The sequence below is a fragment of the Actinomadura sp. J1-007 genome (genome assembly GCF_009793335.1).
Lineage (GTDB): Bacteria > Actinomycetota > Actinomycetes > Streptosporangiales > Streptosporangiaceae > Spirillospora > Spirillospora yumaensis.
Genome location: NZ_WING01000001.1, coordinates 6035968 through 6052164, shown reverse-complemented (window position 1 = coordinate 6052164; position 16197 = coordinate 6035968). Strand labels below are relative to the sequence as shown.

Below are 16197 nucleotides of genomic sequence, written 5' to 3'. Positions count from 1 at the left end.
ATCAAGGACGGGTTCCCGTTTGTTGTTCGGGAACCGCACAGGGACGCGAGCACACCAGGCACCGGCCACCCGAATCGGGTCGCCGCGGTCTGTCGATTGGTTTGAACGTTGTGTGTGTTCAAGCCACTCGGCCTATTAGTACCGGTCAACTCCACACGTTACCGTGCTTCCATGTCCGGCCTATCAACCCAATGGTCTGTTGGGGGCCTTACACCCACTAGGGGTGGGAGAACTCATCTCGAGGAAGGCTTCCCGCTTAGATGCTTTCAGCGGTTATCCCGACCGAACGTAGCCAACCAGCCGTGCCCCTGGCGGGACAACTGGCACACCAGAGGTTCGTCCGTCCCGGTCCTCTCGTACTAGGGACAGACCCTCTCAATTCTCCTACGCGCGCAGCGGATAGGGACCGAACTGTCTCGCGACGTTCTAAACCCAGCTCGCGTGCCGCTTTAATGGGCGAACAGCCCAACCCTTGGGACCTACTCCAGCCCCAGGATGCGACGAGCCGACATCGAGGTGCCAAACCATCCCGTCGATATGGACTCTTGGGGAAGATCAGCCTGTTATCCCCGGGGTACCTTTTAGCCGTTGAGCGACACCACTTCCACACGTAGGTGCCGGATCACTAGGCCCTGCTTTCGCACCTGCTCGACATGTCTGTCTCACAGTCAAGCCCCCTTGTGCCCTTGCACTCACCACCTGATTGCCAACCAGGCTGAGGGAACCTTTGGGCGCCTCCGTTACTCTTTAGGAGGCAACCGCCCCAGTTAAACTACCCACCAGGCACTGTCCCCCACCCGGATCCACGGGTGCGGGTTAGACGCTCAAAACGACCAGAGTGGTATTTCACCAACGACTCCACCCAGACTGGCGTCTGGGCTTCACAGTCTCCCACCTATCCTACACAAGACGCTCCAAGCGCCAATGCCAAGCTGTAGTGAAGGTCCCGGGGTCTTTCCGTCCTGCTGCGCGAAACGAGCATCTTTACTCGTACTGCAATTTCGCCGGGCCTGTGGTTGAGACAGCGGGGAAGTCGTTACGCCATTCGTGCAGGTCGGAACTTACCCGACAAGGAATTTCGCTACCTTAGGATGGTTATAGTTACCACCGCCGTTTACCGGCGCTTAGATTCTCAGCCTCGAAAACTCGCGTCTTCTAACCGGTCCTCTTAACGTTCCGGCACCGGGCAGGCGTCAGTCCGTATACAGCGTCTTACGACTTCGCACGGACCTGTGTTTTTAGTAAACAGTCGCTTCCCCCTGGCCTCTGCGACCACACCCAGCTCCGGAGGCATGCTCCATCACCGGGCCTGGTCCCCCTTCTCCCAAAGTTACGGGGGCAATTTGCCGAGTTCCTTAACCACAGTTCACCCGATCGCCTTGGTATTCTCTACCTGACCACCTGAGTCGGTTTGGGGTACGGGCCGCCGGTACACTCGCTAGAGGCTTTTCTCGGCAGCATGGGATCACTCACTTCACCTAAAACGGCTCGGCATCACATCTCACCCTGTGTGTGCCGCGGATTTACCTACGGCACGGGCTACCTGCTTACCCCAGGACAACCACCGCCTGGGCTGAGCTACCCTCCTGCGTCACCCCATCACTCACCTACTACCCCCTCGGGTCGACCGCTAGGCCCATCCCGGTCCCCGAAGGAACCAGGCGGGATTCAGGGTCTTAGCATCAGAGGGTTCAGCGTTGGCGCATACCAGCGGGTACGGGAATATCAACCCGTTGTCCATCGACTACGCCTGTCGGCCTCGCCTTAGGTCCCGACTTACCCTGGGCGGATTAGCCTGCCCCAGGAACCCTTGGTCATCCGGCGCACACGTTTCTCACGCGTGATTCGCTACTCATGCCTGCATTCTCACTCCCACACCCTCCACCGCACGATCACTCGACGGCTTCACCGGACGCAGGACGCTCCCCTACCCACCCCAGCATCAGCTGGAGTGCCACGGCTTCGGCGGTGTGCTTGAGCCCCGCTACATTGTCGGCGCGGAATCACTTGACCAGTGAGCTATTACGCACTCTTTCAAGGATGGCTGCTTCTAAGCCAACCTCCTGGTTGTCACGGCAACTCCACATCCTTTCCCACTTAGCACACGCTTAGGGGCCTTAGCCGATGATCTGGGCTGTTTCCCTCTCGACTACGAAGCTTATCCCCCGCAGTCTCACTGCCGCGCTCTCACTTACCGGCATTCGGAGTTTGGCTGACGTCAGTAACCTTGTAGGGCCCATCAGCCATCCAGTAGCTCTACCTCCGGCAAGAAACACACGACGCTGCACCTAAATGCATTTCGGGGAGAACCAGCTATCACGGAGTTTGATTGGCCTTTCACCCCTAACCACAGGTCATCCCCCAGGTTTTCAACCCTGGTGGGTTCGGGCCTCCACACCGTCTTACCGGCGCTTCACCCTGCCCATGGCTAGATCACCCCGCTTCGGGTCTACAGCATGCGACTCACAACGCCCTATTCAGACTCGCTTTCGCTACGGCTACCCGCCACCGGTTAACCTCGCCACACACCATAACTCGCAGGCTCATTCTTCAAAAGGCACGCCATCACGAACAACACTCCCCGAAAGGAGTGCTGAGGACGCTCTGACGGCTTGTAGGCACACGGTTTCAGGTACTATTTCACGACCCCTCACCGGGGCACTTTTCACCTTTCCCTCACGGTACTGGTCCGCTATCGGTCATCAGGAAGTATTCAGCCTTACCACGTGGTCGTGGCAGATTCACACGGGATTTCACGGGCCCCGTGCTACTCGGGACAACACCCAGGAGACAACATGATTTCGCTTACCGGACTCTCACCGTCTACGGTCGGCCATCCCAAACCGTTCAACTATCACATTGTTTTATAACTCCCCGCCAGACTGGTAGACCTGACCGGATGCTCCCACAACCCCGCACACGCAACCCCTACCAGGTATCACACGCGCACGGTTTAGGCTCCTCCGCTTTCGCTCACCACTACTCACGGAATCACAATTGTTTTCTCTTCCTGCGGGTACTGAGATGTTTCACTTCCCCGCGTTCCCACCAACCGCCCTATACATTCAGACGGCGGCGACACCCCATGACGGGTGCCAGGTTTCCCCATTCGGAAATCCCCGGATCACAGTCTGGTTGCCGACTCCCCGAGGCATATCGCAGGCTCCCACGTCCTTCATCGGCTCCTGATGCCAAGGCATCCACCGTATGCCCTTAAAAACTTGAACACACAAAACGATCAAACAAATCGCAGACAAGACACAACCCCACCCGCCCCCGCCGACACCCGCCCCCACCACCCCAAGAAGAAAACCCCAGGGAAGGAAAAGGGACGACCACCCGCAAGAAACGATCAGAGCCGAGTCTCGCCAGAGATGCTCGCGTCCACTGTGCAGTTCTCAAACAACAAACGAGTCCACCAAACCCGCACACCTGAAAAGCATGCGGAGTCTGGTCCCGTAGTACCAGAAGAAACACCCCAACCCCCTCCACCCACACGACCGACGAACGACCTGTGTGTTCAAGGGGGCTGAAGGGCCCGTTTCCTCAGGACCCAACAGCGTGCCCACCCCGGCGCCGGCCACACGCGCCCGCGGTCCACACCCGCCGCCCCGGAAGGCGACCGATAGTACTGGCGGGGCCGTGACGGCCACCGGAGGTGAATAGCCAGTGCTCCACATCTATGAGCAGCCGCCTGACAGACACGCGCTGTCAACGGCGGCCACCGACCACATCCCCCGCAGTGAGCGGGATGGTTGTGGCCAGTTGGTGCTCCTTAGAAAGGAGGTGATCCAGCCGCACCTTCCGGTACGGCTACCTTGTTACGACTTCGTCCCAATCGCCGGCCCCACCTTCGACCGCTCCCCCCGCACAAGGCGGTTGGGCCACGGGCTTCGGGTGTTGCCGACTTTCGTGACGTGACGGGCGGTGTGTACAAGGCCCGGGAACGTATTCACCGCAGCGTTGCTGATCTGCGATTACTAGCGACTCCGACTTCACGAAGTCGAGTTGCAGACTTCGATCCGAACTGAGACCGGCTTTAAGGGATTCGCTCCACCTCACGGTATCGCAGCCCTCTGTACCGGCCATTGTAGCATGTTTGCAGCCCAAGACATAAGGGGCATGATGACTTGACGTCATCCCCACCTTCCTCCGAGTTGACCCCGGCGGTCTCCCATGAGTCCCCACCCGAAGTGCTGGCAACATGGAACGAGGGTTGCGCTCGTTGCGGGACTTAACCCAACATCTCACGACACGAGCTGACGACAGCCATGCACCACCTGTCACCGGCCCAAAAGGACCCCGCATCTCTGCGGGTTTTCCGGCGATGTCAAGCCTTGGTAAGGTTCTTCGCGTTGCGTCGAATTAAGCAACATGCTCCGCCGCTTGTGCGGGCCCCCGTCAATTCCTTTGAGTTTTAGCCTTGCGGCCGTACTCCCCAGGCGGGGCGCTTAATGCGTTAGCTACGGCGCGGAATCCGTGGAAGAACCCCACACCTAGCGCCCAACGTTTACGGCGTGGACTACCAGGGTATCTAATCCTGTTCGCTCCCCACGCTTTCGCTCCTCAGCGTCAGTACAGGCCCAGAGAACCGCCTTCGCCACCGGTGTTCCTCCCGATATCTGCGCATTTCACCGCTACACCGGGAATTCCATTCTCCCCTACCTGCCTCTAGTCTGCCCGTATCCACCGCAGACCCACAGTTAAGCTGTGGGCTTTCACGACAGACGCGACAAACCGCCTACGAGCTCTTTACGCCCAATAATTCCGGACAACGCTTGCGCCCTACGTATTACCGCGGCTGCTGGCACGTAGTTAGCCGGCGCTTCTTCTGCACCTACCGTCACTTCCGCTTCGTCGGTGCTGAAAGAGGTTTACAACCCGAAGGCCGTCATCCCCCACGCGGCGTCGCTGCGTCAGGCTTCCGCCCATTGCGCAATATTCCCCACTGCTGCCTCCCGTAGGAGTCTGGGCCGTGTCTCAGTCCCAGTGTGACCGGTCGCCCTCTCAGGCCGGTTACCCGTCGTCGCCTTGGTAGGCCATCACCCCACCAACAAGCTGATAGGCCGCGAGCCCATCCCCAACCGAAAAACTTTCCACCACCCGGCCATGCGACCAATGGTTGTATCCGGTATTAGACCCAGTTTCCCGGGCTTATCCCAGAGTCAGGGGCAGGTTGCTCACGTGTTACTCACCCGTTCGCCGCTCGAGTACCCCCGAAGGGGCCTTTCCGCTCGACTTGCATGTGTTAAGCACGCCGCCAGCGTTCGTCCTGAGCCAGGATCAAACTCTCCATCAAGGCACAACGACAAGCCCAGGGGCGAACCCGGACCCGCCAAACCTCAGGAAACAATCCCAGCAAACAACCCCGAACCAACGTTCAGGGCCGTATTGCCTCAAAGAAATCCCCGACCACCAGCCGACAAACAACCGGCGGCCACGGGGCGACCCGACCCTAAGGTCGAGCCGATAAAGGCACTGGCTTTTAACACGCTGTTGAGTTCTCAAGAAACGGACACCCACCGCGCCAGACCCACTTACGCGAGCCTTGCTCCGGGGCAACCCTTCTAACTTACCAGGATCTTCGCTCCTGTCAACCCACTCGCTAGAGTGGATCTTGAGGTCCGATGCCCAGTCCGCCGTGCGTCACCTCAGGCGGCTGAGACCGCCTGCGATGGTCCGTTCGGTGGAGTCCCTCGGGCCGGCCACCTTGCGGCGTCCTGCATCCCGTCTGGGCTTGCCACTCCAGAGTACATCGGCTCGAAGCGAGCTTCGACCCGTTTTCTTCTCGGTGGCTTCCCCTGGGGCCGTCCGCCTGTCGGCGTCCCGCATCCCCTTGGGGCATGCAGAACATTAGGTACTCCCGGACAGGTCGTCAAATCGGATCGCTCACCTTGTGGACGTCTGCCGTGTACCGCCTGGTCAGGTCCCGTACACCTGGATCGCGGTGAGTGCGCGGGCGGCGGTCCGGAGGTTGGAGGGGCGTGGTCGGGAGGCCGGCGATGGCTTCTCGTTCGCGATCAATTCGTGATCTCGTCGGTCGTCGAACGGGGCGAAGGACGGGCGGGAGGGGTGCGCGGGGACGGCCGTCGCGGGTCAGGCATCGCTCGGTTCCAGTTCGGTCGAGACACGGTCGAGGCGGCCCTCGCGGTCGAATGAGACCTCGATCACCACTCCGTCGGAGGTCGTTCCGACGACGGTCCTGTCGGTCTCCTTGTACGGGATGCGGAAGCGCTCGAAGTATCCCTGGGCGACGCGGCGCGGGTGCGCGGGGAACACCTGGGCGGCGGTCGTCAGGAGGCGCGGCGTGGCGAAACGGTCGAACTCGGCGACGGGGAGCTGCGGGTCGTCCACGTGAACGTAGGCCGATCCCTTGCCCTCGTTGATGCGGCAGGACCAGACGCCGTGGCCGCCGAGAACGGTTCCGGCGGCGATCGCCATGGTGGTGGCGGCCTGCTGGGGGTTGGGGAAGGCCGAGAAGTCGAGGTGGCCGGTGGTCAGCTCGGGGATGCCGCGGCGCTTCCCGAAGTCGTGGACGGCGCGGGTCGGCGCGACGGCCGGGTGGTCCCAGCCGAGGTTGGGGTTGTCCCATGCCCAGAGCCAGGTCTGGCTCAGGTGGGAGAACGATCCGAGGCTCGTGACGCCGCCGAGGGTGATTCCGCCGCCTGCGAGGGTGCGGGCGTTGAGGTCGAAGTGGCGTTCCTCCCGGCCGAGGAAGTCGTTGAACGCGTCCTGCTGGTGGATGGCCGCTGCGGAGCCGAGCCCGGCGAACGCCTCGAACTCCGCGCTGAACGTTCCGGTCTCCAGGGGTGTCGACATGGGGACGGACACTAACGAGCCGTGCTCTCCGGTGTCGTCCGGTTCGGGGGAAGCGGCCCGTGTCAGCGCCGTGTCAGCGCGGCGTTCCGTTCCCCAGCCTGCCGTAAGCGTGCCGTCAGCGCGGTGGCCCAACGTGGTGTCGGCGGCGGGTGTCCCATGCGATCCCTGCCGGTGCGTGAACGAGAAGACCGGAAGAGACGACGGGGAGCGCTGGAAGGCGACCGATGAGCTATGTGATCCAGGCCGAGGGCCTACAGAAGAGGTTCGGGGATACCAAGGCCCTGGACGGTGTGGACATCGCGGCGCGGCGCGGCACGGTCCTCGGGGTGCTCGGGCCGAACGGCGCCGGGAAGACCACCGCGGTGCGGGTGCTGGCCACGCTGCTGAAGCCGGATGCGGGGCGCGCCGAGGTGTGCGGCTACGACGTCCGCAAGGACGCGGTGCGCGTGCGCGCGATGATCGGGCTGACCGGGCAGTACGCCTCGGTGGACGAGGAGCTGACGGGTTCGGAGAACCTGCGGATGATCGCGCGGCTGCTGGACTTCGGCCGGGCCGAGGCGCGGTCGCGCGCGGTGGAGCTGCTGGAGCGGTTCCGGCTGACGGACGCGGGCGGGCGCGCGGTGAAGACGTACTCGGGCGGGATGCGGCGCCGGCTGGACCTGGCGGCGAGCCTGATCAACCGGCCCGAGGTGATCTTCCTGGACGAGCCGACGACGGGGCTCGACCCGCGCGCCCGCAACGAGGTGTGGGAGACGGTGCGCGAGGTGGTCGCGGACGGCGCGACGGTGCTGCTGACCACGCAGTACCTGGAGGAGGCGGACGCGCTCGCGGACCGGATCGCGGTGTTCGACCACGGCCGGGTGATCGCGGAGGGCACGTCCGACGACCTGAAGGCGCAGATCGGGCGGCAGACGCTGGCCGTTCGCGCGGCGGACGCGGCGCGGGCGGGCCAGCTCGCGGCGATCGTCGGCGAGCTGGCCGGCGAGCGGCCGGAGGTGCAGGAGCCGACGGGGCTGGTGACGGTTCCGGTGAGCGACGCGGCGATGCTGTCGGCGCTGGTCCGGCGGCTGGACGACGCGGGCATCGAGGCCGCCGAGCTGGCGCTGCGCATGCCGAGCCTGGACGAGGTGTTCCTGACCCTGACGGGCCATCTCGCCGAAGAGACCCGTTCCGAGAACCTGGTGGCCGAGGGGAGCCTGGCATGACGACCACGATGACGAAGCCGGCCGTCGCCGGCGTCCGGCGCGAGCCGCCGGGGCGGATCAGTCCGCAGCGCACGATGCGGCACGGGCTGACGCTGGCGTGGCGCAACGTCGCGCAGTTGAGGCACTCGCCGGAGAAGCTGCTGGACACGACGCTGATGCCGATCGTATTCCTGCTGCTGTTCCTGTACGTGTTCGGCGGGGCGGTGGCGGGGAGCACGCATTCGTACCTTCAGCAGTTGCTTCCGGGGCTCGTCGCGCAGATGGCGATGTTCGCGACGATGGGCCTTGGCACCGCCTTGAACGAAGACATCCATCGCGGGGTGTTCGACCGGTTCCGCAGCCTTCCGATCGCGCGCTCCGCACCGCTCATCGGGTCGGTGCTGGGCGACACGGTCCGGTTCATCATCGTGATGGTGGTTCTCGTGGGCTTCGGGTCGATCCTCGGGTTCCGGTTTCACACCGACCCGCTGTCGGTGCTGGGCGCGTTCGCGCTGGCGTACGTGTTCTACCTGGCGGTGTGCTGGGTCTCCGTGCTGGTCGGCCTTGTCGCGCCGTCCCCGGAGACGGTGCAGGGGCTGGCGTTCCTGTGGGTGATGCCGCTGACGTTCGGCAGCAGCATCCTCATGCCGAACACGTCGACCATGCCCGGATGGCTGGAGGCGTGGGCGAAGGTGAACCCGGTGAGCCATCTCGCGGAGGCCGTTCGAGCGCTCACCGTGGGCGGGCCGGTCGGAAACCATGTCTGGTACACGCTCGCCTGGGCGGCCGGCATCGTTCTGGTCACGTTCCCTCTGGCGATGCGGATGTACTCCCGCCGCGCATAGCGGCTCGGCACGGCACCTGCGCGGCACGCACCTGTACGGGTGCGTGCCGCGTAGAAGTCGTGTTCATGGGGTGAGGGCGAGGGCTTCCTCGTGCGTGATGGCTTTTCCGCGTTCGTAGGCTGCGGCGAAGCGTTCCTCACCCAGGACCTCGGTCACGGCCCGTGTGACGCGCCGTACGTCGAAGCTGCGGATGTCGCTGTAGCCGTGCAGGTTGTGCGCGGTGCCCAGCAGTTCGGCGGCGCGTTCGTGGTCTCCCCGCGCGCACGCGAGGGCGGCCAGGCCCTCGACGACCGCCGCGAGGTTCTGGTTGCCGACGAGGAGGCTCCCTGCAAGGCCGGACATGGCTTCGCTGTGCATCCGGGCCGCTTCCTCCAGGTCGCCCTCCTGTTCGGCCAGGCAGCCCAGCTTGCTGTAGACGATCGCGGCTGCCCTGCTGAAGTCGGCGCGGTGCCGCCGCGGCTCCACGTACGCGAGCGCCTTCTCCAGGGGCGGGCGGGCCCCCGCGAGGTCGCCCTCGTCGCGGGCGAGCTCGCTCATCAGCATGAGTCCGCCCGCGGCGTCGGCGTACTCCCCGATGCGTTCGGCGTCGGCCGTTCCGTCGGCGACGTCGCGGCGCGCGCCCTCGATGTCGCCGATGGCGGCGCGGGCCTCGGCGAGGTGGATGCGCATCACGGCGCACTGCTCGGGGTTGACGCCTTGGAGCGCGTACTGGAGCGCCTCCTCGCCGAGCCGTACGGCCTCGGATGCCTTGCCTCGCTTCAGGGCGATGTCCATCAGGCCGCTGAGACCGGCCATCATGCCCCAGCGGTCACCGAGTGCCTGGAAGGCTTCGTAGGCGGCGGAGCTTTCGACGGCGGCCAGTTCGATCTGGCCCTCGTTCACCGCCAGGAAGCCGCGGATGAGTCGGACCACGGCCCGCACCCACGGGTCGGGATGCTTCTCCACGGTGGTCAGGGCCTTTTTCATGCCGTCGATGTCGCCGGCGATGAGCCTGCCGGCGATCGGGGCCATCACGAGGATCGGGTGGCGCGGCTCGTCCCGGACCAGCGCCAGGCAGCGGTCGACCGTCTCGCGCATCAGTTCCGGCGTCGGGCCCGGTTCGGACAGCATCTGGCCGACGAACTGGGCGCTGAAGACGCAGACCGCGTACTCCTCCTCCAGACCCGGCGGCGGGGCGTCCGCGGCGATCTCGGCGACGGCCTGCGCCCAGCCGCCCGCCTCGATCTCCTGGTCGCGGATCAGCCAGAACCACGCGAGCGCCGCGATCATGCGCAGGCCGACCTCGACGTCGCCGGTGTCGAGGACGTAGCGGAACGCGGCGTTGCAGTTGTCGCGCTCCGCGGCGAGGCGGTCGGCCCAGACGAGCTGGTCGCCGCGGCGCAGCTCGGGTTCGGCGCGTTCGGCGAGGGCGAGGAAGAACCGGGCGTGCGCGGCGCGGACGCGCTCGGCCTCGCCCGCCTCGGCGAGCCGTTCGGCCGCGTACACCCGGACGGTCTCCAGCAGCCGGTACCGCACCTCGGGGTCGCCGGACGCCTCGACCAGCGACTTGTCGATGAGGACGGCGACGACGTCGAGCACGTCGTGCGGGTCGGGCGCCCCGGGCCCCTCGATCCCGCAGACGGCGGCGGCGCTCTCGGGGGTGGCGCCGCCCGCGAACACCGACAGGCGGCGCAGCACGACGCGTTCGACGTCGTCGAGCAGTTCCCAGCTCCAGTCGACGACGGCGCGGAGCGTGCGGTGGCGCGGCAGCGCAGCGCGGCTTCCCCCGGTCAGCAGCCTGAACCGGTCGCCGAGGCGGTCGGCGACCTGCGCCACCGTCAGGGAGCGCAGCCGGGCCGCTGCGAGCTCGATCGCCAACGGGATCCCGTCGAGGGCGCGGCAGATGGCGATGATGTACGGCGCGGTTTCGCTGTTGACCGTGAATCCGGGACGTACGGCTGCGGCACGATCGGCGAAAAGCCGTACGGAGGCGTACGACAGTGCGTCTTCTCCGTCGCCGTGCCAGACGGGTTCGGTGGAATCCGGCCTTTCGTGCGCCTTCCGGTGGGAAATCGGTTCTCGGCGGAGTCTCGCGGCGGCGTCCGCGTCCTCTGGGGGCAACGGGAGGGACGGGACGGGGCACAGCGACTCGCCGGTGATGCCGAGGGGCTCCCGGCTGGTCGTCAGGATGCGGACGCCCGGCGCGAGGCCGAGGATCTGGTCGGCGATCCCGGCGACCGCGTCGATCAGGTGCTCGCAGTTGTCGAGGACGAGGATCAGCCGTTTGGCCACGAGGAAGTCGGTGAGGCGGTCGAGCGGGGCGACCGCGGGACGGGTGCCGTCCGGACGCAGCGTCGTTTCGGTGACGCCGAGTGCGGCGAGAACGGCCTGGGCGATGTCCCCCGGATCGCTGACGGGCGCCAGCGGAACGAACCAGACGCCGTCGGGCTGCTCGTTCACCAGCCGTGCGGTGATCTCTCCCGCGAGCCGTGTCTTGCCCGCGCCGCCGGGCCCGGTGAGTGTGACGAGCCGTGTTTCCCGGAGAAGCTCGCTGACCCGTTCGGATTCCTCCTCCCGCCCGACGAAGCTGGTGAGCTGTGCGGGCAGGTTGGTTCGCGGTTGCCGTTCGGTCCAGGGCGCGATCGTGGCCGCGGGCGGAGAGAGGGCCGCGCCGTGCGCCGTGGACGGTGCGTTCCTGCTGGAACGATTGTCGGAAAGGCCGTTCGGCCAGGTGGAAGGCGCCGTTCCGGAGGTTGTGCCAGAGGCCCCGTCGGGCGCGGACGGCGAACCCTTGGTTGAGACAGGCGAGCGGGGCGTTGGGGCCGGATGGGTGCGCAACGGCGGAAGCGTTCCGTTGGCGGGTGCTCCCGACGCGTCGTCCGTCCGAGACGCAGCGGGCGAAACGCTGGGCGCGCCGGACGGTTCGCGCGGCGTTCCGGAGGCGATCGCGTCCAGGTCAGGGTCGCGGCGGAGGATGGCGAGGTGAACGGCCGCCAGTTCGGGTGAGGGGTCCACGCCCAAACGGTCGGCGAGGATCCGGCGCGTCTCGTCGTACACCTGGAGGGCCTCCGCCTGGCGTCCGCTCGCGTACAGCGTCCGCATGAGCTGGCCGCGGATCCGTTCGCGCAGCGGATGCGCGGCGGCCAGGGCCTCCAGTTCGGCGGTCTCCGGCAACGGCCCGCCGGCGGCGAGGTCGGCGTCGACCCGGTCCTCCGTCGCGGCGATCCGCAACTCTTCGAGGCGGGCGATGGAAGCCGCCGCGAAATCCGCGTCGGCGACGTCGGCGAGCGCCGGACCGCGCCACAGCGCGAGGGCGTCGCACAGCCCGGCGGCGCGGCGGGCCGGTTCTTCGAGCGCGTGGGCCTCGGCGACGTGCCGTTCGAACGCGACCGCGTCCACATCGCCCGGATCGATCGCGAGCCGGTACCCGCCGGGGCCGAACGTGACCAGATCGCGGCCCGCCACCGCGCGCAGGCGGGAGACGAGGGCCTGGAGCGCGTTGCCTCCCGGCGGAGCGCCGTCCCAGAGGTCGTCGAGGAGCCGTTCGGCGGACACGGAGCGGCCCGCGTCTACCGCGAGCCTGATCAGGAGGGCGCGCAGGCGCCGGCCGCTGACTTCGACGGGCCGCCCCGTCGCGTCCCGCAGGTCGAGCGGGCCCAGGATGCCGATGCGCACGATTCCCCCTTCCGCCAGTCATTGTCCCCGACGCGGCAAGCGCCGGGATCGTACACGGCCCGGTCTGCCGGACGATGTGTCGCGTTCTCCACGTGGGTAGGGGTTCTGGCAACAGCAAAGGGGGATTGAGATGCCCAGAGCTCAGATCAAGAACGAGAAGCAGTACCAGAAGCTCCGCGACAAGGGCCAGAGCAAGGAGAAGGCCGCCAGGATCGCGAACGCCTCAGCGGGTCAGGGCAAGAAGCAGGTCGGCCATAAGGGCGGCAAGAGCCCGTCCTATGACGACTGGAAGAAGGACGACCTGATGAAACGCGCCCGGGAGATCGGTATCGAGGGCCGTTCCAAGATGACGAAGCAGCAGCTCGTCAAGGCCCTGCGCAACCACTGACCGCCCTCGCGCGCCGTTGCGCGAACGCGGGATGCGTTCATCGGGCGTCGCGGGGTAGGGCGCCGCCATGCGACTCGTTTTCGTTCTCGATTGCGCCGATCCCGACAGCCTGGCCGATTTCTGGGCGGAGGCGCTGGGTTACGAGCGCGGACCGTTGGAGGCGCCTTACGTGGCGTTGACCGATCCGCAAGGGGTGAACCCTCAAATCCTGCTCCAGCGCGTACCCGAGCCGAAGTCCGGCAAGAACCGGATGCATCCCGACCTGCGGGTCGCCGACATGGACGCCGAACTGGCGCGGGTCACCGCGCTCGGGGCGTCCGTCGTGCGGGGCCCGTTGGTGGACGGGGGCTGGCCGACCACGGTGCTCGCCGATCCGGAGGGCAACGAGTTCTGCCTGATCGTCGATCCCCGCCACCACGAGAAAGGGAGTTCCACATGACCGCGGTCGTCGACAGCGCGCGGAGGCAGAAGGAGAAGTACACCGGCGGGCAGGACCGGCCGCTCGGCTCGTACCTGGGCACCCTGGCGGTGTACGGCGCGACCACGGCCGCCGTGGCGCTGCTGGCCCGCCGCCGCGCGGGCGCGGGCGGGCCGCTGGCCTCCCGCCGGAAGGGCAGAGCGCCGAGGCCGATCGGCCCCGCGGATCTCGCCCTGATGACGGTCACCACGCACAAGCTGTCACGGCTGATCTCCAAGGACGCCGTGACGAGCCCGCTGCGCGCCCCGTTCACCCGCTACTCGGGCACCGCGGGCCCCGCCGAGCTGTCGGAGGAGGTGCGCGGCCAGGGCCTGCGGCACGCCGTCGGGGAGCTGATCACCTGCCCGTTCTGCACGGCCCAGTGGGTCGCCACGGCGTACGCGGCGGGCCTGGTGTTCGCCCCGGACGCGACGCGGCTGGCGGGGGCCACGATGACCGCGGTGGCGGGGTCGGACTGGCTCCAGCTCGCGTACGCCCGGCTCCAGCAGGCGGCGGAGGGTTAGGCCACATCCGTCACACGCTTGACGTTTGACCCAGACGGAACGGGTAGGGCCGTCACATGGATCTGTCATTCCTCAAGCCGCTGTACCAGCAGCCGGGTCCGTACGCCTCCGTGTACGCCGATCTGACCCGTACGACCGAGGACGCGTCGAAGGCCGCCGTGCTCCGCTGGCGGGCCCTCCGCGCGGACCTGGAGGCGCAGGGCGCCCCGAGCGAGACGCTCCGCGCGATCGAGCGGACCGTGGACGGGGAACTGGCCGACCGCCGCTCCGAGGGCCTGGTCGTGTTCGCGCGGGGCGGCGAGGTCGTGAGCGCCGAACGGCTCCCGGGTCCGCCGCGCGCACCGTTCGCCCGCGTGGGGCCGCTGCCCCACGTCCTGCCGTACCTGGCCGAACGGGGCGACCGGGTCCCGCACCTGGTCGCCGTCGTGGATCGCCGCGGCGGCGAGATCGACTGCGTGAGCGCGACCGGGGCGCACCGCCGGATCCAGGTCGAGGGCGACGAGGACTACCCGGTCCGGAAGGTCAAGGCGGGCGACTGGAACCAGTCGCGCTTCCAGCGTTCGGCGGAGAACGTGTGGAAGGCGAACGCCAAGAAGGTCGGCCGCGAGATCGACAAGGCGGCCCGCCGCTGCGGCGCCGAGGCCGTCGTCATCGCCGGGGACGTCCGCGCCCGCAGCGCCGTTCTCGAGGAGATCTCCGAGGGCGTCCTGGAGCACACCGTCGAGTCCGACCGCAACATCTCCGTGTCCGATCCCGGCCTGGACGAGGAGCTGTCCCGCGTCCTGGACCTGAAGCGGACCGAGCACGTCATGGCCGTCGCCGAGCGCTTCGACCGCGAACTGGCGAACGGCCAGCGCGCGGTGGCGGGCCTTCCCGCCACCGTCGAGGCGGTCCGGCGCGGCCAGGTCGAGAGCCTGCTCCTGGACGAGGACCCCGACTCCCCCGCGCGCCTGTGGATCGGCCCGAATCCGGGCGACGTCGCCGCCACCCCGGAGGAGCTCCGGGACCTCGGCGTCACCGACCCCGTCGAGGAACGCGCCGACGCCGCGCTCGTACGAGCCGTCGCCGCCACCGACGGCGACCTGGTCGTCCTCCCCGCCGACGGCCCGAACGCGTCCCTGGGTGTCGGAGCCGTCCTGCGCTACACGGACTGACCCGCGCGGCGCGCCCGGACGTCCGCGGACGTCCGGGCGCGCCCCCGGGCCATGAAAGATCATCGTTGGGCCTTCACCGGGGCCCCGCCCGTGGTTACGGTTGCGGTCAACGGTTGTCACGGACCCTGGAAGGCCCCCCATGGCGGACGAAGGCGTGCCCGCGGTCGACACGACCCGGCCACATCAGGCGCGGATCTGGAACCACTGGCTGGGCGGCAAGGACAACTATCCGATCGACCGCGAGGTCGGGGACCGGATCATGGAGGTCTTCCCGGAGATCGCCGACATCGCGCGGCACTCCCGTGCGCTGCTGGTGCGGATGGTCCGCTACCTGGCGGAGCAGGAGGGCGTACGGCAGTTCCTCGACATCGGCACGGGGATGCCGGCCGTCGACAACACGCACGAGGTAGCGCAGCGGGTCGATCCCAAGGCCCGCGTCGTCTACGTCGACAACGACGCTCTGGTGGTCGCGCACGCGCGCGCGTTGCTGACCAGCACTCCCGAGGGCACGTGCGACTACATCCAGGCCGACATCCGGGATCCGCTCGACATCATCGAACGCGCCAAGGCGACACTCGACTTCTCCCAGCCGATCGCGCTGATCCTCCTCGGAATCGTCGGGAACGTCGCCGACGACGAAGACCCGCTGGGAATCGTCAGAATCCTTGTGGACGCGCTCCCGCCCGGCAGCTTCGTCGCCGTCAACGACGGGACGAACGTCCTCGGCGTCAACGAGCACACCTCCGCGGACGAGACGGCGCGCGCCGAGGCCCTGAAACTGTGCGCCGACGCCGGTTCGGTCCCGTACCACGCGCGGACGCCCGCGTTCATCGAGGCGTGCCTTAACGGACTGGACATCCTGGAGCCCGGCGTCGTCTCCACACCGCTGTGGCGGCCGGACTTCCCGCAGCTCGACCAGGCGGAGCCGCTCGACTCGTTCGGGGGCCTGGCCCGCAAGAGTCAATAGGACGCCCCGCGCGGGGCGACGATCGCGCATCCGATCCGCGCCTTGCTACCGGCGTCGATCTCGCGCACCGCTTCCCTCAGCATGCGATGGCGATCGCAGCGAGGGTCCGGCGGTCAGAACGTTTGTGGAGCTATGGGGATTCGAACCCCAGACCTCCTCCATGCCATGGAGGCGCGCTACCAACTGCGCCATAGCCCCGGGACGC

General features: G+C 67.1%; 9 protein-coding genes, 1 tRNA gene and 2 rRNA genes. 7 read left to right on the top strand and 5 right to left on the bottom strand.

From position 1 onward, the window contains the following. Positions 1-114 precede the first annotated feature (114 nt). The 3 genes from GEV43_RS53320 to GEV43_RS27485 all read right to left on the bottom strand — a co-directional run bounded on the left by GEV43_RS53320 (position 115) and on the right by GEV43_RS27485 (position 6819). Positions 115-3227 (bottom strand): 23S ribosomal RNA (locus GEV43_RS53320). A 552-nt stretch (positions 3228-3779) separates the two neighbouring features. Then, a 16S ribosomal RNA gene (locus GEV43_RS27490) occupies positions 3780-5299 on the bottom strand. The 16S and 23S rRNA genes sit together here, the layout of an rRNA operon. 797 nt (positions 5300-6096) lie before the next feature. Beyond that, positions 6097-6819: a DUF6882 domain-containing protein gene (locus GEV43_RS27485; RefSeq protein WP_160823174.1), complete on the bottom strand. Its 723-nt coding sequence runs from the start codon at positions 6817-6819 to the stop codon at positions 6097-6099. A 224-nt stretch (positions 6820-7043) separates the two neighbouring features. Between GEV43_RS27485 and GEV43_RS27480 the strand changes: the two genes are divergently transcribed. Both GEV43_RS27480 and GEV43_RS27475 read left to right on the top strand, forming a co-directional pair. After that, a complete protein-coding gene (locus GEV43_RS27480; RefSeq protein ID WP_160823173.1) occupies positions 7044-8024 on the top strand; it encodes an ATP-binding cassette domain-containing protein in 981 nt (326 codons plus the stop codon). Next, positions 8021-8848 (top strand): ABC transporter permease, encoded by an 828-nt coding sequence (locus tag GEV43_RS27475; RefSeq protein WP_206681305.1) that lies wholly within the window; start codon positions 8021-8023, stop codon positions 8846-8848. The genes GEV43_RS27480 and GEV43_RS27475 overlap by 4 nt, the downstream gene beginning before the upstream one ends. A 63-nt stretch (positions 8849-8911) precedes the next feature. Here GEV43_RS27475 and GEV43_RS27470 read toward each other — a convergent pair whose 3' ends face one another. Continuing rightward, positions 8912-12502, bottom strand: a complete 3591-nt coding sequence (locus GEV43_RS27470) for a BTAD domain-containing putative transcriptional regulator (protein WP_160823172.1) — start codon at positions 12500-12502, stop codon at positions 8912-8914. A 130-nt stretch (positions 12503-12632) separates the two neighbouring features. On the opposite strand from GEV43_RS27470, the gene GEV43_RS27465 reads away from it, so the two are divergent. From GEV43_RS27465 to GEV43_RS27445, 5 genes are all read left to right on the top strand, one after another. Continuing rightward, on the top strand, positions 12633-12890 hold the full coding sequence (locus tag GEV43_RS27465) for a Rho termination factor N-terminal domain-containing protein (RefSeq protein WP_160823171.1): 258 nt from the start codon (positions 12633-12635) through the stop codon (positions 12888-12890). Positions 12891-12957: 67 nt separating this feature from the next. Continuing rightward, the gene (locus tag GEV43_RS27460; RefSeq protein WP_160823170.1) at positions 12958-13329 is read left to right on the top strand and encodes a VOC family protein; all 372 of its coding nucleotides are present in this window, start codon (positions 12958-12960) and stop codon (positions 13327-13329) included. Continuing rightward, positions 13326-13871 (top strand): DUF1360 domain-containing protein, encoded by a 546-nt coding sequence (locus GEV43_RS27455; protein ID WP_160823169.1) that lies wholly within the window; start codon positions 13326-13328, stop codon positions 13869-13871. Before GEV43_RS27460 ends, GEV43_RS27455 begins: the two co-directional genes overlap by 4 nt. 56 nt (positions 13872-13927) lie before the next feature. After that, the gene (locus tag GEV43_RS27450) at positions 13928-15025 is read left to right on the top strand and encodes a Vms1/Ankzf1 family peptidyl-tRNA hydrolase (protein ID WP_160823168.1); all 1098 of its coding nucleotides are present in this window, start codon (positions 13928-13930) and stop codon (positions 15023-15025) included. A 139-nt stretch (positions 15026-15164) separates the two neighbouring features. Continuing rightward, positions 15165-15992 (top strand): SAM-dependent methyltransferase, encoded by an 828-nt coding sequence (locus tag GEV43_RS27445; protein WP_160823167.1) that lies wholly within the window; start codon positions 15165-15167, stop codon positions 15990-15992. 125 nt (positions 15993-16117) lie between these two features. On the opposite strand, the gene GEV43_RS27440 is transcribed toward GEV43_RS27445, so the two are convergent. Then, positions 16118-16190: transfer RNA gene (locus tag GEV43_RS27440), tRNA-Ala, on the bottom strand. Between the last annotated feature and the right edge of the window lie 7 nt (positions 16191-16197).